16 protein-coding genes and 1 pseudogene are annotated in these 17753 nt (G+C 43.6%); 4 read left to right on the top strand and 13 right to left on the bottom strand.

The window, feature by feature from the left end:
- Positions 1-374 precede the first annotated feature (374 nt).
- Positions 375-1625, bottom strand: coding sequence for a beta-ketoacyl-ACP synthase II (gene fabF / locus HWQ23_RS33295; RefSeq protein ID WP_292838173.1), 1251 nt, complete (start codon positions 1623-1625; stop codon positions 375-377).
- A gap of 216 nt (positions 1626-1841) precedes the next feature.
- Positions 1842-2096, bottom strand: coding sequence for an acyl carrier protein (gene acpP, locus HWQ23_RS33290; RefSeq protein ID WP_273768562.1), 255 nt, complete (start codon positions 2094-2096; stop codon positions 1842-1844).
- Between the two features lie 425 nt (positions 2097-2521).
- On the opposite strand from acpP, the gene HWQ23_RS33285 reads away from it, so the two are divergent.
- The gene (locus HWQ23_RS33285) at positions 2522-3427 is read left to right on the top strand and encodes a CoB--CoM heterodisulfide reductase iron-sulfur subunit B family protein (RefSeq protein ID WP_292838170.1); all 906 of its coding nucleotides are present in this window, start codon (positions 2522-2524) and stop codon (positions 3425-3427) included.
- 72 nt (positions 3428-3499) lie between these two features.
- On the opposite strand, the gene HWQ23_RS33280 is transcribed toward HWQ23_RS33285, so the two are convergent.
- Together HWQ23_RS33280 and lpxD are read right to left on the bottom strand one after the other, a co-directional pair.
- Complete coding sequence (locus tag HWQ23_RS33280; protein ID WP_292838168.1) at positions 3500-3637, bottom strand: hypothetical protein; 138 nt, start codon at positions 3635-3637, stop codon at positions 3500-3502.
- 11 nt (positions 3638-3648) lie between these two features.
- The gene (lpxD, locus tag HWQ23_RS33275) at positions 3649-4701 is read right to left on the bottom strand and encodes a UDP-3-O-(3-hydroxymyristoyl)glucosamine N-acyltransferase (RefSeq protein WP_292838166.1); all 1053 of its coding nucleotides are present in this window, start codon (positions 4699-4701) and stop codon (positions 3649-3651) included.
- Between the two features lie 775 nt (positions 4702-5476).
- Between lpxD and HWQ23_RS33270 the strand changes: the two genes are divergently transcribed.
- Positions 5477-6505, top strand: coding sequence for a catalase family protein (locus tag HWQ23_RS33270; protein ID WP_292838164.1), 1029 nt, complete (start codon positions 5477-5479; stop codon positions 6503-6505).
- Positions 6506-6762: 257 nt separating this feature from the next.
- On the opposite strand, the gene HWQ23_RS33265 is transcribed toward HWQ23_RS33270, so the two are convergent.
- The 4 genes and pseudogenes from HWQ23_RS33265 to HWQ23_RS33250 form a co-directional block, all read right to left on the bottom strand.
- Entirely contained in the window at positions 6763-8001 is a 1239-nt protein-coding gene (locus HWQ23_RS33265; RefSeq protein ID WP_292838191.1) for a BaiN/RdsA family NAD(P)/FAD-dependent oxidoreductase, read from the bottom strand.
- Positions 8002-8052: 51 nt separating this feature from the next.
- On the bottom strand, positions 8053-8217 hold the full coding sequence (gene rd / locus HWQ23_RS33260; RefSeq protein ID WP_292838162.1) for a rubredoxin: 165 nt from the start codon (positions 8215-8217) through the stop codon (positions 8053-8055).
- A 410-nt stretch (positions 8218-8627) separates the two neighbouring features.
- A pseudogene (locus tag HWQ23_RS33255) lies at positions 8628-10209 on the bottom strand (group II intron reverse transcriptase/maturase).
- A 121-nt stretch (positions 10210-10330) separates the two neighbouring features.
- Complete coding sequence (locus HWQ23_RS33250; protein ID WP_292838160.1) at positions 10331-10516, bottom strand: hypothetical protein; 186 nt, start codon at positions 10514-10516, stop codon at positions 10331-10333.
- 576 nt (positions 10517-11092) lie between these two features.
- Here HWQ23_RS33250 and HWQ23_RS33245 point away from each other — a divergent pair.
- Positions 11093-11272, top strand: a complete 180-nt coding sequence (locus tag HWQ23_RS33245; protein ID WP_292838158.1) for a DUF6364 family protein — start codon at positions 11093-11095, stop codon at positions 11270-11272.
- Positions 11273-11351: 79 nt separating this feature from the next.
- Here HWQ23_RS33245 and HWQ23_RS33240 read toward each other — a convergent pair whose 3' ends face one another.
- On the bottom strand, positions 11352-11546 hold the full coding sequence (locus HWQ23_RS33240) for a hypothetical protein (RefSeq protein WP_100901319.1): 195 nt from the start codon (positions 11544-11546) through the stop codon (positions 11352-11354).
- 566 nt (positions 11547-12112) lie between these two features.
- On the opposite strand from HWQ23_RS33240, the gene HWQ23_RS33235 reads away from it, so the two are divergent.
- Entirely contained in the window at positions 12113-12670 is a 558-nt protein-coding gene (locus tag HWQ23_RS33235; RefSeq protein WP_292838154.1) for an SRPBCC family protein, read from the top strand.
- 415 nt (positions 12671-13085) lie between these two features.
- On the opposite strand, the gene HWQ23_RS33230 is transcribed toward HWQ23_RS33235, so the two are convergent.
- From HWQ23_RS33230 to HWQ23_RS33215, 4 genes are all read right to left on the bottom strand, one after another.
- Positions 13086-13955, bottom strand: coding sequence for a glycosyltransferase family 2 protein (locus tag HWQ23_RS33230; protein ID WP_292838152.1), 870 nt, complete (start codon positions 13953-13955; stop codon positions 13086-13088).
- Positions 13956-14125: 170 nt separating this feature from the next.
- Complete coding sequence (gene clpB, locus HWQ23_RS33225) at positions 14126-16744, bottom strand: ATP-dependent chaperone ClpB (protein WP_292838150.1); 2619 nt, start codon at positions 16742-16744, stop codon at positions 14126-14128.
- Between the two features lie 190 nt (positions 16745-16934).
- Entirely contained in the window at positions 16935-17336 is a 402-nt protein-coding gene (locus HWQ23_RS33220) for an HNH endonuclease (RefSeq protein WP_292838148.1), read from the bottom strand.
- Entirely contained in the window at positions 17336-17695 is a 360-nt protein-coding gene (locus HWQ23_RS33215) for a hypothetical protein (RefSeq protein ID WP_292838146.1), read from the bottom strand. Before HWQ23_RS33215 ends, HWQ23_RS33220 begins: the two co-directional genes overlap by 1 nt.
- Positions 17696-17753: the final 58 nt, after the last annotated feature.

The raw sequence follows: 17753 nt of genomic DNA, 5'->3' as shown, positions 1-17753 counted from the left end.
CTTGGTAGCTTCTCTTGCTGGGGTTATTTTAGATTCCCCACACTACCCTCATCATCCCACTCCCGCCTGTGGATGGACAAGCGGGATCTCCTGAGTTTCTGGTGATAAATCAAGCTGATAATTGGGTCATGCTGAACGCTTAAGTTATATCCGAATGATATTTGTGATACTTTTGGCACACTCATCTCAGGAGAGCCGAGCAGCAATAAAATGGGAAATTTTTAGCACAAGTAGTCAGGAGCCAGAATTCAGAATTATTTTTATGGGATTCGTGAAAGACTATTGGTTTAAAGCCTTTTTTCTTTGTGGGTGAAATAGAGGTTCTTAATTTGTCCCAGTTCTCCTGACTACTGACTACTGAATTCTGACTCCTTTTAGAGGTATTTCTTAAAGGCCAGTGTGACATTATGACCCCCAAACCCAAAAGAATTGGATATTGCCACCTCGACTTTTTGAGCGCGGCTGGAGTTAGGCACGTAATCTAAGTCACACTCTGGATCGGGATTTTCTAGATTGATTGTCGGTGGAATTTGGTCATTAGCGATCGCCAGCACTGTTGCCACTGCTTCAATACCTCCAGAACCGCCCAATAAATGACCTGTCATCGATTTGGTGGAGCTAATTGCCACCTTATAGGCATGTTCTCCCAAGGCTTTTTTGATGGCTGAGGTTTCAGTTGAATCATTAGCTGGGGTACTAGTGCCGTGGGCATTAATATAGCTGATCTGTTCGGGAGTTATGCCGGCATCTTTGAGCGCTAGTTCTATCGCTCTAGCTGCTCCGAGTCCACCAGGTACGGGGGAAGTGATATGGTAGGCGTCACAAGTCATACCATAGCCGATCATTTCGGCATAAATGTGAGCGCCGCGACTGATTGCGTGTTGCAGTTCTTCTAGAATTAAAATTCCTGAACCTTCACCCAAGACAAATCCGTTGCGATCGCGGTCAAAGGGACGGCAAGCTCTAGTCGGGTCATCATTGCTAAAAGAGAGTGCCTTGCAGGCGGCGAACCCAGCTATCGACAATGGTGTGACAGCTGACTCCGTTCCCCCACAAATCATCGCCTGGGCGTATCCCCCTTGAATGAGACGAAAAGCATCTCCGATGGCGTTGGAGCCAGCAGCGCAGGCAGTTACAGGACAGGAGTTTGGCCCTTTAGCACCCGTGTGAATTGCCGTTAATCCTGCGGCCATATTGGCGATCATCATCGGGATCATGAATGGACTACAGCGATCGGGGCCACGGTTGAGGTAGATAGTTTGCTGGTCTTCTAATACCTTGATGCCACCAACGCCAGAACCGATCATGACACCTACCTGTTCTGCATTCAGGTCATTGATCACTAACTGTGCGTTAGATAGAGCCTGTTTTGCTGCCGCAACCCCAAATTGGGCAAATCGATCCATGCGCTTGGCCTCTTTGCGCTCCAAGTAATCATGTGGATCGAAGTTTTTCACCTCACCAGCAATGCGGCAATCATGGCGAGACGCATCAAATAATGTGATGTAGTCTATGCCATTGCGTCCACTCAATAATCCATCCCAATATTCTGTTGCTGTGTTACCTATAGGTGTAATCGCGCCAACACCAGTTACAACAACGCGTTTACGTGTATGATCTGTCATGATTAAGTTAAAAATGGCGAAATAAAGCAGCAGGCAAAAAATTCGAGACTAGCGACTAGGTACTGGTGAGCCAGCGCGGTACGAGCGTCACCCGAAGGGTCTTAAAGATTTCCTTTACGAGCGACTGGCGTTAGTGTCAGCGTTAGCGACGTTCCTAACCTCACCCTTCGAGTGACTAGGTACTGGAGGAAAATCTTCCCAATCCCCAATCAATAGTTAAGCAGATGCGGTAACTTTGTTATTGATGTAATCTACTGCGTCTTGAACCGATATAATCTGCTCGGCAGCTTCGTCGGGAATTTCGATATCAAATTCCTCTTCCAACGCCATTACCAGTTCAACGGTATCCAAGGAATCTGCTCCTAGATCGTCCATAAACTTGGACTGGGGTGTGATTTTGGCAGGGTCGTCAACACTCAATTGTTCGGTGACGATTTTCTTAACCTTTTCAAAAAGTTCCGTTTGGCTCATAAATAATAAAAGTCCTTAACCAGTTGCTAGGTTCTGCTCTTTACGGGAAACATTGTTTTGAGCATATACATCTTATCGTCAAGCGCGATCGCCCGCATACTGCCAAGGGGCTTTATGTGAGAAAACCTTTCTTCTAAAAAGAATCGGGTAAGTTTTTTGGTAACACTTGGGCAGTGGAGCGTGCTACGCGATCGCCGATAGGGTGTAAATGCTTCGGTTTAATTATTGCTAAAATTTTTTACAATGTCTCGTTCAGTATTTACAGCCTTGGTAGCAATAAGAATATGTAGACGCGGCGGCTTTGAACCTAGACGGTTAAAGGGTCGCCCAACGTCAAACATCAGAACTTTGGTGCTAACAAGGGATGATAAAACAGATAAAACAGTTATTGCTTAGAGCGATCGCTCTAACCCAAACATACTTCTATGCTATCTCAGACACTTAAATACGCTTACTTCCCCGGTTGTGTTGCCCAAGGGGCCTGTCGGGAACTTTACCAGTCAACTCAAGCCCTTACCCAAGCGCTGGGCATTGAATTGGTTGAACTTAAAAAAGCTGCTTGCTGCGGTTCTGGCACATTTAAAGAAGATTCTCAACTGCTGGAAGATACAGTCAACGCCAGAAATATTGCTTTAGCAGAAGAATTAAATCTGCCCTTACTTACCCATTGCAGCACTTGTCAAGGTGTTATCGGTCACGTCAACGAACACCTGAAAGAATGTAAGACTTCTAACCCTGCTTATATTCAACAGGTTAATGGCTTGCTGCATAAAGAAGGCTGTTCACCTTATCGCGGCAGTACTGAGGTTAAACATCTCCTTTACGCCTTAGTCACAGATTATGGTTTAGAGGAAATTACCAAACGTGTCACCCGGAAGTTAACTGGATTAAAATGTGCGGCTTTTTATGGCTGTTATCTCCTCCGCGCTCAAAAATATATGCCCTATGACGACCCGTTCCAACCGGAAGCGATGGAAAATATGTTTCGGGCGGTGGGTGCAACACCAATTTATTACCGAGGGCGGACGCAATGTTGTGGTTGGCCGCTTTCTAGTTATGCCACTACCCAATCTTTTAAAATGGCGGGGATGCATATTCAGGACGCTTTGGCATCTGGTGCTGACTGTATAGTTACGCCTTGTCCTCTGTGCCACTTAAATTTAGATTCGCGTCAACCAGAGGTGGAAAAAGTGATTGAACAGAAGCTAGGTTTACCAGTGTTGCATTTACCCCAGTTAATTGCTTTAGCACTTGGGGTTAGTCCAAAAGAACTGGGTTTAGAACGCCACATTGTTTCCACAAAGCCAGTGTTGGAAAAATTAGGATTTTAGTTGATGGAGTACAAGGTAGGGGCACAACATTCTTGTGCCTCTACCAATTGTGTGTACTATATTTGGAAATTCTCAAAGTTCCGAGTTTTGAGCTTGAAGTTCCGAGTTTTGAGCTTGAAGTTCCGAGTTCTGAGCTTGAAGTTCCGAGTTATGAGCTTGAAGTTCCGAGTTATGAGCTTGAAGTTCCGAGTTCTGAAGCTGAAGTTCCAAGTTCTTATCTACTAATCACTGCTATTTTTGAATTTACGTTGCAATTGTTTTAGCGATTGATACATATCTGGCAGGCGACCATAAACAGCAGATACCTTGAGATATAGTTTGTAAGGAAGGGCTGGAGATCCGCAGACAACTTCTCCTGGTGCAACATCGTTGTGAATTCCACTTTGAGCAGATGTCATCGCCCCATCTCCGATCTTCACTTGATTGACTATTCCTGTTTGTCCAGCTAAGATAACGCGATTTCCCAGTTTAACACCTCCCGCCATGCCAACCTGACCTGCGATCGCACACCCAGCACCGGTTTGGCAACCATGACCTATTTGCACTAAGTTATCAATTACTGTATTGCGACCTATCCGTGTTTCTCCGACGGCTGGGCGGTCAATACCACTGTTGCAGCCAACTTCCACGCCATCTTCTAAAACTGTATAGCCGGATTGTTCCATTTTTAACCAACCAGTCCGGGTAGGAACAAAACCAAAGCCTTCTGCACCGATGACAGCACCACTATGAATGACGCAATCTGCACCGATGCGGGTGCGTTCGTGGATGGTACAGTTGGCGTGTAAGATGGTGCGATCGCCTATTTTGGCATCTGGATAAATCACCACATTCGGATGAATGATTGCGCCATTGCCAATTTCCACCCCTTGCTGAATCACAGCATGGGGGCCAATATAAACATCACTACCAACTTTTGCGGTGGAGTGAATTACAGCAGTGGGATGAATTTCTGGGCTAGGGCGATATGGTTGGTAAAAAAGTGCGATCGCTTTGGCAAACAACAGTCGCGGATCTGAGGTCGCTATCCAGACAATACCTCTCTCTTGTGCAATTACCTGTAATTTTTCGTCTTGGGGCAAAATTAAAGCACTAGCATTGGTCTTGCCAACAAAAGACCCAAATTTTGCCCCTTCTACGTAGCTGAGAGTACCGTTGGTAGCTTCATCAATAGCTGCTATCCCTGTAATTTCTGGGTCATGGTCTGGGTTGCTAGTCAGACTATGATTGGTGGCTGCTTCACCAAATTGGCGGAGGATTTCGCTGAATTTCATTGTTGGGTATGTTCAAAATTGATTTACAAAGGATGGTAGCTTGATTTTTGTCACTTTGTACTAGCCAGATAATTAGTAAACCTATTACGAAAATACTTAAACTGCCAGGGACTCAAGTCCCTGGCTAATAGTTTTAGTCCGTTGAAACGGACTAAAACTAATGTCATTATTTGGTTTAAACCGAGTTGAGCTATTAGCCCAAAAATAAATTTTTGGGCGGGTGTTTTACTTTTGCAAGAAGTTAAGTAAGGGACTTACAAATAAAAAAATACTCAACTACTTCTTGTGGGGTGGGCATCTTGCCCGCCTTTGGACATGGGCGGGCAAGATGCCCACCCCACAAGATTGGATAATTTATTTGTTGGAAATCCCTAATTAAGATACAGATTATTCATCCTCCAGAAAGTTCGAGGTTTTGAAATGATTAATAATATCCCAGAATTAAGAGGGTGCATCCCAGTTTTTATTTTCCAATAAGAGAATAACTGTCATTGCGTTCGCCTCCGGTCTGTCTGCGACACGCTATTCGCGTTCGTAGAGAGGAGGAACGACGTTCGCAATCACATGCAAAAAAGTGGGATGCTCCCGAAAGTGTTGGCAGAGGTGATATTGCATACAGCTAACTAGTTCTCACTTGGGGAAGAAGAATGTTAACTTAAACTCTTATTTATAAAGTTAATCTTAAAACTCTCATAAATATATTTTGAGCCTATATACTCATCACAGTATTTAAATTGTATTGATTTGTTAAAATTTTTTACTCAAGGAAAAAAGCATGAGCGATTTGAGCTTATCCCTAGCCACACAGTCAGCAGAAACCGATGTCATATTGGCAAGTGTATTAGAGGAACAAGCACAGAAAGGGCCTGACTTGCGCCAGACACATCCTAAAAGTCATGGTTTGCTTTGGGGAGAATTCATTGTCGAAGACAACATACCCGAATCCTGGCTGGTGGGTGTGTTTGCCCAAAAACGGAGTTATCCAATTTGGGTACGGTTATCTAATGCTTCTGCACCTGAAAAACGTGGCAAATTCAAATCAGACTTGGAACCAGATATTCGCGGTTTAGCTATCAAACTTCTGGAGGTAGAAGGGGAAAAGGTACTTGATGATGAGAAGTACACACAAGATTTTATTTTTCTTAGTCACCCAGTTTTTATAACGCGAACCCTGCAACAGTTTGCTGATTTGGGGAAAGTTGGTAGTGGTCAGGCTGATCCAGAATTATTGCGATCGCTTGCACCAGTATTTGAAATTATCCAAGCTGCTAGCAGCAAACAGATAGCGAATCCCTTACTCATCCCATACTGGAGTACGACTCCCTATAAACTTGGCTCTCACGTAATTAAGTTCTCACTTCAGCCACACCAACCGGATGAAATTCCCGATAGAAAACCTGATTCCGAAAATTATCTGCGTGAAGCAGTAGTCAAATATCTCACTCAAGAAGCAAAAGAAGTAAATTTTGACTTTCTAGTACAGCTTTTTGTAGACGACGAAAAGACACCTATTGAAGATCCCACTAAAGAGTGGAAAGAAGAAGATGCACCATTTATTAAACTGGCTACTGTCAAAATTCCGGCTCAGAAATTTGACTTTGAAGAACGCAACCGATTAAATGAGGGGTTATCTTTCTCTCCTTGGCACACCTTACCTGAACATGAGCCTTTAGGTATTATTAATTTAGCTCGGAAAAAAATCTACTTAGAAGCTGTGAAGTTTCGCCATCAATATACTGAACAGCGCCTAAGAGAACCTCAACCTTATAGTGAGATTTTAGATGAGCCTGATACTAACTCGTAATTAGTAATCAGATGCTTTTTCATTTTCAACCGGACTCGCAATTGCAAAGGATATCGGGGTTGACGACTGTTGCCTTGATACTGCTACTTGGTTGATCAAAATGAGAATCAACAATCTTGTCGTAGTTAAAAGCAACAACTAAAAAAGCCCCTAATCAGCAGTGCCCAGAACCGTAGTAAGGACTTTAGTCCTTATTTTCTAAGCACTAAACTGCTTACTACGAACTCTTTTAAGCTGTCATAATCCCTCTAGCGGGATTATTCGCTAGTTGCCATTGCTATCCCTGCTAAATACCCGGTTGTCCAAGCACTTTGGAAGTTAAACCCACCGGTAACGCCATCAATATCTAAAATTTCTCCGGCAAAATAAAGACCAGGAACTAATCTACTTTCCATTGTCTTAAAGTTGACTTCTTTGAGGTTCACACCGCCACAGGTAACAAATTCTTCTTTGAAGGCTCCTTTGCCGTTGATTAAGTATTGTCCCTGAGTAAGTTCTTGCACCAGTTGATTTAAGGTTTTATTAGATATTTCTGCCCAACGGTCTTCTGTGGTGATGCCTGCACGAGCAATGATATATTGCCAGAGACGATGGGGGAGATCAACGCCGCGATGCAATGCGATCGCTTTCTTTCCCCATTCATCTTTAACTGCTAAAACTTTTTCTCGCACTTCTTCTTGTTGCAATTGGGGCAGCCAATTAATCAATAATCTGGCTTGATAGCGGCTTTCGTGCAAAACTCTCGCACCCCAAGCAGAAAGCTTCAGAACTGCGGGGCCACTCAAACCCCAGTGGGTAATTAGTAATGGGCCAGTTTGTTGTAATTGGGATTTTCCGCCCGCAGATAACCGCAATTGGGCAGGGTTAACGCTAACTCCAGCTAAAGCCCGCAATTGAGGATCAGCAATATTGAAGGTAAATAGAGAGGGTACTGGCGGTTCTATTTGATGATTTAACTCTTGGACAATTTTATAACCCACAAGGCTGCTGCCGGTCGCCAGAAGTAAGCGATCGCATTTAATCGTCTCTCCCGACTTCAGAAAAATTTCAAACCCCCTATCTGCTGGAGTTCGTTTCACTGAAGTTACAAGTGTACCGATACGGAGTTTTACCCCAGATGCCGCCACTGCTTTAATTAGACATTCCACAATGGTTTCTGAAGTATTGGTGACAGGAAACATCCGCCCATCAGCTTCAGTTTTGAGATAGACTCCACCAGCAGCAAACCAAGCTACTGTATCTTCAGTCCCAAAACGAGTAAAAGCACCCCGCAAAGCTTTTGCACCTCTAGGGTAATTTTGCACTAACTCTTCAGGGGCAAAGCAAGCATGAGTAACGTTGCAGCGCCCGCCACCAGAAATTAGCACTTTCGCTAGGGGTTGGCGACTGGCTTCGAGTAAAGTAACTTCGGCTTGAGGATTGGCTTTAGCACAAGCGATCGCGCCAAAAAATCCTGCTGCCCCACCCCCAATAATTACAATTTGTAACGGTAACAATTTCAAAAATGTCTCTTTTACAGCACCTACTCTCTAGGCTAACTGTTATCTTCACTCTTCATCGGGTTCAAAGTCTGATTTTTGGGCACCGCAAGTTGGACATACCCAATCGTCTGGTATATCTTCAAAAGCTGTTCCCGGTTCTATATCGCTATCTGGATCGCCTACTTCTGGGTCATATTCATAGGCGCAAACAGTACATTTATACTTTGCCATGTTCGTTCCCCTTAGTAAATTGTTGCTATTGCTTCACCATTAAATACTTTTGGCAGTCAGTCAAAATAGGCACGCTACAATTCTTAAACGGGGCTACGCATGAAAACCATCAAATAAAGGCGTATACCAAAAGACATAGGCGTGAAATTAAATATGCGTTATCCAGAACCCTTGTAGAGACGTAGCAGTGCTACGTCTCTACATTCATTTTCACTCCTATGTCTTTTGGGGGAAATTTCCGAGATGATCACAAATCAGAGTGAAGTACCCCAACCTGCTTCGCTGAGGTTGGGGCTTCCAACATCATTGAACCAGTGACGGTCTGGTAGAGTCGAAGGCGGGTATTATCCCGCGCCCCTCTCTGTTAAATCTGGGCGTGCGGCTTTCACCGCACCCAGCTTCCGATGTTCTTAGCTTTCGCATTTGCTCATGTGTTTGTAATCGTGGCAACTCTCATGAATTGCTTCAAGATTATTTTTCTTCCAGTTGGTGTGATTTCCATCGATGTGATGCAGATGAATTCGTTCTTCATCGATGAACTTTAAACCGCAGGAAGCACATTTATGGTTTTGCTTCTTAAGAGTTTTAGAGGTTTCGCCGCCATAGAGTTTACTGTTACGTTCACTCCAATAGGCTGTATCTCCGTCATAGGGGGATTTGATTCCTTTGACCATGACGTGGCTACCTTCGGAGTAGGGAACCTTCGGAAATGCTTTGTCTAGTAATTTCTTGCTAGAGTGGCGGTTTTGCTTGGTTTCCTTGTTGAGTACCGTGTAAGCTCTTTTTTGGATGTGGTATAACGAGTTTCTAGACCCGTCCATCTTGCAGAACTTATGGTAATTTCTCCAACCTCTAACTACCGGGGCTAATTTCTCAGCCTTTGTGGTAGCACCATAATTCGAGTTGTTGACGATGTGTTTTACTTTCTTACGGAACGCTTTGAAGTTATCCACTGATGGGATGCTTCTGAACTTTCCGTTTGTCTGGACTTTGAAGTGCCAGCCGAGGAAATCAAACCCATCTGTCGCGGCGGTAACTTTGGTTTTCTTTTGACTTACATTCATTCCGCGTTTGCGGAGAAACTCGCTGATTCTCTCAAGTATCTCTATCGCGTTGTCTTCGGGTCGAAGTATAATAACCATATCGTCCGCATATCGGACTGATGGCTCGGCAATTTTTACTGCCGATGTTTTAGGTGTAATCCTTTTTCCCTCTTTGTATCCGTAGTGGTATCTATGGATACTCTCAATTCCGTTGAGTGCGATGTTGGCTAGTAGTGGGCTGACCACTCCCCCTTGGGGCGTACCTTGTTCGGGGAATTCTGGGTTGACTCCAGCCTTGAGGCATCGGAAGATTCCGAGTTTTAAGCCTTTGGGGGCGATGAGTTCGTCCATTATTGTTGAGTGGTTAATCCGGTCGAAGCACTTTTCAATATCGAGTTCAATTACTCGTTTTTCTATTCCGTTACCTTGTGAACATAGGTTTGAGAAGATGTGCTGTTGTGCATCGTGGGCAGAGCGCCCGGTTCTGAACCCGTAACTCCTGGCGTGGAAAGTGGCTTCGTGTGCTGGTTCCAGTGCATATTTTGCAAGGCATTGCCAAGCTCTATCCGCGATGGTAGGTATCTTAAGCATTCTGGTTGTCCCGTCCTTCTTGGGGATGGGGATTTCCCGTAAGCCTTTATGTTTCCAATTTCCACTATTCATTTTGAGTAGTTCTTCTAACCTGAAGCGTTCCTCGAATGATAGGGATTTCTTCCCATCAATACCAGCCGTCTTTTTACCAGCGTTTAGCTGAGATACTTGTCTTATTGCAAGAAATCGAGCCGAGGTAGATTTAAAAATAAGCTTTTGGAGTGACCTAGCTTTCCGCTTGTCTCCCACTTGAACAGCTTTGAATACGCGATGAGTGAAGGCGAAAGAGATTCTTGCGGAATTTCTTCCACGGTAGCCCTTTCCAAGATTCACTAGTTTTGTAACTGTGTCTAATCATTCTCTTCTCTAGTTTGTATTTTCTTAACACCTCAGACCAATTACGGTCTGTCCTACCCTAGCCGTGGGGATTCCTCCGCTCGTCTGGGCTACCTGGGGTTCGACTGCCCCAAGACCCACAGCTAGTTTTTATTCGTTCCCTCGGAGAGATTGATTGTTCCTTTAGGTGTGGTCAATTCGACTACTGGATTCCCTGGACTCTTACCGTTTTCCGAACAGATTACGGCGGGAATGAACTCCAGTGAAGTCAGGGGTTTTTGTGTTACGCCCTGCTCCGAAGTGAGTCGTTTTTCTAGACCCGATTTCACCGTGGGAACTCCCTGTTAGCGCCAGTGTCAGCCCGTAACGGCTGTCTGATTGCGCCCAGTTAAGAGCTTCACTCTACAAGAACCGAGCTTGTTCGGTGTGGGCAGATAAGGAGTCAAATCTGAGTCTGATTGGTAGGACTCTCACCTACATCTGACCGAGAGTTCAACCTTTGGTGACAGTAATCTGCTGTCAGGTTGGCTTAGTTATGTACGGGCTGATTACCGTGATTCACTAAGCAACGAGTCGCACTATTCGTCCTCGGAGTTTCCCGTCTCACTCGCCGTTGCCACGTTAGGAACTTGCACTGAAGTCGAGAACTAAATCTCGTGATGGTCTTACACAGCGTCCACAGGCAGCCGCCCGTCTACCACAGGCAGTTTGATTTTATTCGCACAACACCGCTTGGATTCACGGCAATAGCCAACCAGCTAACAGTGTTCTTTTCCCGATCTACCGATTTATCTGCGGCAAGTATCTTACTACTACTTTGAAGTTAGCCTGTCTGTTCAATACGGTCGGGGGGTCATCGACCATTTATATATTACCATAAACAGACGTACAATGTATGTCTATCTATGAAAACTGGAAGATTGAATTTAAGGATATCTGAGAAGAGATTAGCCAAACTCAAAATCTATGCAGAAAGCAAAGAAAAAACAGTTACGCAGTTGGTTGAGGATTGGATCGACAGGTTGCCTAGCCACAAGATTGACGACTCCTTATCCACCCCACTCCCTAATCAATCTGACGATTGATTAGGGAGTAGGGTGTTTTCGTCATCGTCCGGCTATCCATCCCCACCTCATAGGAGGATGGGGAATTCCGCCGAATTGGTTAAAAACGCCACCATGTCCTTTGGACATAACTGATAATCGCGATCGCGATCGCCCCAAGTAGCAATAGCCAAATAATTCCACCTGGAATAAAAGTGAGAATACCAAAGCCCCTCAGTACCCAGACGGCGACGCTAATGCCGAGAAGGATACCGAAAATCTGGATTAATCTACGATTTAAAGAAGATTGGCTCACCTACTTTTCCTCTCAACTCAACAGACATTACACTTGATAATTCATAATTCATAATTGATAATTCATAATTATGTAACAAGAAGCGGATTTAAACCCCACCTGAAACAGGACTGCCATTATGATAGTTGGGGAATCAAACCCTTTTTAATTATGAATTATGAATTAATAATTATTAATTAGGTTGATATTGATAATTAAGATATGAAGTTATGATGAAGTTGCAGTTTGATCATAAATAACACGTAAAAATCGAGAGATGCTATCCAAACTTTAGGGTAAGGTGCTTGATATTAGGCCGTGTTTGTGCCATTCTAGCTGTTAACAACTCAGTTTTTGAGCTACAAATATTGCGTTGATAAAATTCACTTAAGCATTGATTGTGTTAATTGTGATAAGAAATACAACTTTTACAGTAAACTGTGTGAAATAATTACCAAAAAATCATCGTTTCCAGAATAAGTCTTAGACTAGAACTAAAATTTAGTGGGTTGGATCTAAATCAAGTTTTATAGCTTGTAGTTTCAACTCTATTTAGGTGGATGAGTTGAGGAGTAACTAAAATCATTATGTCTGCGTCTTATATATCAGACCCAATTATTGCAGGTTCAGATATGGCTTGGAGTCAAGACAAGCTAAAGTTACTAGTACAAGGTGAAATTTTGGTAGAAACGCGATCGCACAAGGCGTGGGGTGGCGGTGTGACAGCCTGGATGTATTTGCCGGTGGTGCGATCGCAAGTCTGGCAGCAATTAACTGATTACCCGCGTTGGGTGCAATATTTTCCCGATATCACCAAGAGCGAGGTAGTACATAAAGGTGAAGTCAAACGTCTGTATCAAGCAGCACAAAAAGCCTTCTTCTTCTTCACGGCTCAAGTGGAAATTTACCTCAACGTTGTAGAAGTGCTGGGGCAGCAAATTCAATTTCGCATGGAAAAAGGGACTTTTGAGGATTTTAACGCCAATTTAGAACTCAAAGATTGTGGTAACGGCACAATACTTGCTTATACTGTGCAAGCTACACCTCTGATTCCAATTCCATCAATTTTCATTCAACAGGCAATGAACTTTGAGTTGCCTGCAAATATGCGTAAAATGCGACAAGTTCTGTGTAAGAATCAATAAAAAATTCAGGCGTTGCTGATTTAACTAATTTAGCAGAAGTCCCACATCTCACTTTTAGGAGTGTGGGACGCGAATAATGCTCTAAGCAGAGCTACACCGCATTTTCGCTCATGAATGCGCGTGAGTGAGGAATTGACCAAATAATTATTAATTCATAATTCATAAATTTTATGGGTTCAGAGCAACCACGCTCATTTTTTGAATGAGCGTGGTCTACAATCGGTGTACAGGGTAAGGCCCCCACTGATAGCGTAGCTTGTCCTCCGCAGGAGTACGCGTTCGCTTTTAGCGTCTGTCTGCGACACGCTATTCGCGAACGCACGAGAGCGTCTTGCAATTATGAATTAGTAATTATTAATTATGAATTAGATTGACTTTCTTGTTGACCGAAATTAATCGGATGCAAGCCCCGTCCTTATTTAGCGTTTAAATAGGAAATCGATTTCATGAATCGATTCATTATTGATTGGGGTAATCGTTGCGGATACTTAGAAAAATAGAAAACTCTTAATGGAATAAAAATCATGATTCGATTCAAACGGATCTCCCATTGCTCAATTAAGGGGAGTGTTTTAGCATACTCCTTAAACAACTGTTGGACTCGCGTTTGACTTGTTCCATTTCTAGAATCATCAAAAGTTTTTGTTCCTGGATAATATCTATAATTTCCCCAAGTTTCATTAAAATATTTGACATGAGCCACTTTAACTGCTTTCAGTAGGAAATCTATATCCATTGCATAATGTTCTTCAACTTTATAGACTCCAATTTGTTGATGCAAGGATTTGTGGTAGAAGTAAGCCGATGGATTCACCGGAAAACTAGCATCAATCATTCTGTCATCATTAATTTGCTTTCCCATCAGTAAATCAACTGACCGTAGTCGTTTAGGTTTATTAATATGAATTAACTTGTCTCGATGATCCCACGTATTACAATTGCCAACAATAAAGCTAGGTTCTGGTAGAGTTTTAAAGAGTTCCGAAATGCGGCTAAGAATGTTTGGCTCATAGAAATCATCAACGTTTAAAATGCCTATAATCGCTCCTTGTGCCATAGCAACTCCTTTATTCATCGCATCTGATTGTCCCTGGTCTTTTTCAGAAATCCAGCGGATATGCGGATGTTCATTAGCATAATGTTTGATAATATCTATTGTTTTGTCGGTTGAGCCGCCATCGACAATGATATGCTCCACTTCCGCAAAATTTTGATTAATGACATTTTGAAGGCAGGATTCTATAAATTTCTCACCGTTATAAACTGGTGTAATTATACTAATCATTAGCTATCACTTCGTAAAAGAGACTAGGGGCTGGGGACTTGGAAAAAGTTTTACTAATTTCCAATTCCTTTTATGAACATAAATTTAGGATTCCCACTTTTGCCCTAGATAATTCAAAAACCCGATCTCTGACAGAGATCGGGTTTTTGTGTGTGATTTGTGAGGTGTAATTAGCTAGTAAACACTTCCACAGGTAAGCGACTAAAAGAAAGACGCTCATTCTGCACATCTACAAAGATGGTGTTGCCGTCGTTGAATTCGCCGCGCAAGATGGATTTAGCAATTTGAGTTTCTAACTCTCGCTGAATTGCTCGCTTCAGTGGACGCGCCCCATATACTGGGTCATACCCTACTTCCGCTAAAAAGTCAAGTGCAATATCCGAGAGCTTGAGGGATATTTTGCGATCGCCCAATCTTTGGCGTAGTCTTTCCACTTGCAATAGCACAATTTGCCGCAATTCCTTCTTATCTAAGCCGTGGAAGATGATAATTTCGTCAACTCGGTTGAGGAACTCTGGACGGAAGCTATTTCGCATCGCCTCCATGACTCGACGGCGCATTTCGTCGTAGTAGGCGTTATCTCCGGCGACATCCAGAATGTACTGCGAACCGATGTTGCTGGTCATGATGATAATAGCGTTCTTGAAGTCCACCTTATGACCTTGAGCATCAGTGACGCGACCATCATCGAGAATTTGCAGGAAGATATTAAATACATCGGGGTGTGCTTTCTCGATTTCGTCGAAGAGAATCACTGAGTAAGGACGGCGACGAATCGCTTCTGTAAGTTGTCCGCCTTCTTCATAACCTACGTATCCTGGAGGCGCACCGATTAAGCGAGAGACGGCGTGTTTCTCCATATACTCCGACATATCGATTCGCACCAGCGCATCTTCACTATCGAACATATACGCCGCCAGCGCTTTCGCCAACTCAGTTTTACCCACACCGGTAGGCCCAAGGAAAATAAAGCTAGCGATGGGACGATTAGGATCAGCCAGTCCAGCCCGCGATCGCTGAATTGCATCCGCTACAGCTGTAACTGCTTCTTCTTGTCCAATCACGCGGTGGTGCAGTTCATCTTCTAAGTGCAGCAGTTTTTCTTTCTCAGATTCCACCAGCTTGCTAATCGGAATCCCTGTCCATTTAGAAATAATTTCAGCAATATCACCTTCTGTGACTTCTTCCCGTAATAGTGATTTACCACTTCTTTGAGTGCTTGCTAATTCAGCTTCTACTGCTTCCAATTGACGATGCAAACTGGTTAAAGTGCCGTATTTCAACTCCGCAGCGCGGTTAAGATCGTAGTCGCGTTCTGCTTGCTGAATCTCTAAGTTGGCCTGTTCAATCTCTTTTTTAACAGACTGAATTTTGTCAATGATATCTTTTTCAGATTGCCATTGAGTATTCAGTGTTCTTTGTTCTTCTTTGAGATCGGCAATTTCTTTTTCCAATCTTTCTAGACGTTCACGAGAAGCTGCATCGCTTTCTTTTTGCAGCGATAGTTTCTCCATTTCCAATTGCAGAATCTTGCGATCAATTTCGTCAAGTTCTTCTGGTTTGGAGGTAATCTCCATTTTCAGTCTAGCTGCGGCTTCGTCTACCAAGTCAATTGCTTTATCTGGTAAGAAGCGATCGCTAATATATCGACTCGACAATATGGCGGCTGCAACTAAAGCACTATCAGAAATCTTCACCCCGTGGTGGTTTTCATAACGTTCTCTCAACCCGCGCAAAATCGAAATACTATCTTCTACACTGGGCTGATCCACATAAACTTGCTGGAAGCGTCTTTCTAGTGCGGCATCTTTTTCGATATATTTGCGGTATTCATCCAACGTTGTCGCCCCAATACAGCGCAATTCGCCCCGCGCCAACATCGGTTTTAACAAGTTACCCGCATCCATCGCGCCTTGGGTTGCACCAGCGCCGACAACGGTGTGAATTTCATCAATAAATAAAACAATCTTACCGCCAGATTCGGTAACTTCTTTTAATACTGCTTTCAGGCGTTCTTCAAATTCACCTCGGAATTTTGCCCCTGCAATCAAAGCACCCATATCTAAAGCGATCAGCTTGCGGTCTTTGAGAGATTGAGGTACATCACCTGCAATAATACGCTGTGCTAATCCTTCAGCGATCGCAGTTTTACCAACACCAGGTTCACCAATTAGCACGGGGTTATTCTTGGTGCGGCGTGATAAAATTTGGATGGTGCGACGAATCTCATCATCCCGCCCAATCACTGGGTCAAGTTGACCTTTATGGGCGGCTTCTGTGAGATCGCGTCCGTATTTTTCCAGTGCTTCGTATTTGCCTTCTGGATTTTGGTCGGTCACTTTTTGGCTCCCCCGAATTTGTTTAATAATATTTTTGAGCTTGCCTTCGTCTAAACCAAATTCTTGGAATAAACCTTTGCCAAAGCGGTCATCTTTAACGTAAGCCAGCAGTAAGTGTTCAATTGAAATATATTCATCTTGAAACTCTTTGCGATACGCATCTGCCCGATCTAGAAGTGTATCCAAGCTGCGTCCCAAGTATACTGAACTGCTAGTACCGGATACTTTCGGCTGACGTTGGAAAAATTGTTCAGTGCGATCGCGCAGTTTTTGAAGATTAATACCTGCTTTGCTGAGAATCCCAGTTGCTAGACCATCTTGTTCTAGCAGTGCTTTCATCAGATGTTCACTTTCTATCTGCTGTTGTTGATATTGCTTAACAATATCGGGCGTATGGGCGATCGCTTCCCAGGCTTTTTCTGTAAATTGGTCAGGATTAGTAGGTTGCATAGGCTTTTTCAGGAATGTAAAGGCGTAGCAGCTTGTTGCAGGCTACCACCAGAACTCCAAGTAAAGAAAATTTCTGTTCTCAATAGATATTGTATGAACAACACAGCGATCGCCTAGATCGGTGTTCACGTCTTGTAAAAGTGGTATTTTCCCCTAGTTCCCATTTCCGATTTATTGTTGTGCTGTACGACTACGGAAACAAACTCAAGCGAATCCATAATTGTCGGGCTGCTACTTGAGAAGCACTGTTCATCTCCAAATATTCGATAGTGACTTTTCCAGAGGAAGTAATGCCTATAATTTTGCCAGATTGGGTATCAACCTGGAAATGCTTACTCCACTTATCCTGTCTGGGATGAAAGAAACTAACTTCAATGTTGGAAGCAGGCATAATGCCACTAATACGAGTTCCTTTACGAAGATTACAGGAGCGACACGCAAGGGCTAAATTTGCTTCGTCATTTTCACCTTGGCGAGAGAGCGGGATGATATGCTCAACCTCAAATGGAAAATTAAAGATTAGTTCAGGGGCTTGGCAGTACTCACAACGATGGTTAGCACGCCCAGCGATCGCAGTGTAATACCGATTCATCAACTCTCTTGCTGTATCAATACAGCCGTTCGGGCTGCTGCTGCTCTTAATTCAGCCTCAACTAAAGTATCCAACTCTGCTTGTTGCTCTGCTGGTAATGCTTGCCCCTGATCTCGTGCCAACCGCCATAAACTCATCAATTCCGATAACCGTTTTTGTTGTTTAGCACTAAAAAACGGGTCAGGGCTAAAATTTTGAATGACAAGCAGTGCGCTGAACTCAGTTTCACCCAACTGAGTAGTTAACGCATCTAGGGCTTGCCCCGCAGTTTTGCCAACAGAGTGCTTATCCCCTGCAATGGCGCGATAAGTTTTTTCACCATCAGCATCAAAGATTGGCAAGATTGCTACTGTTGTCATGCTTGGAGTTTGGAATCCTTTGCCTCGAATTATAGCTCTACGCGAACAACACCTGAGC

The organism is Nostoc sp. JL33, from assembly GCF_017114985.1.
Classification (GTDB): domain Bacteria; phylum Cyanobacteriota; class Cyanobacteriia; order Cyanobacteriales; family Nostocaceae; genus Nostoc.
Note: the sequence above shows the minus strand (reverse complement) of the source record. Positions and strands in the feature narration are given on the sequence as shown.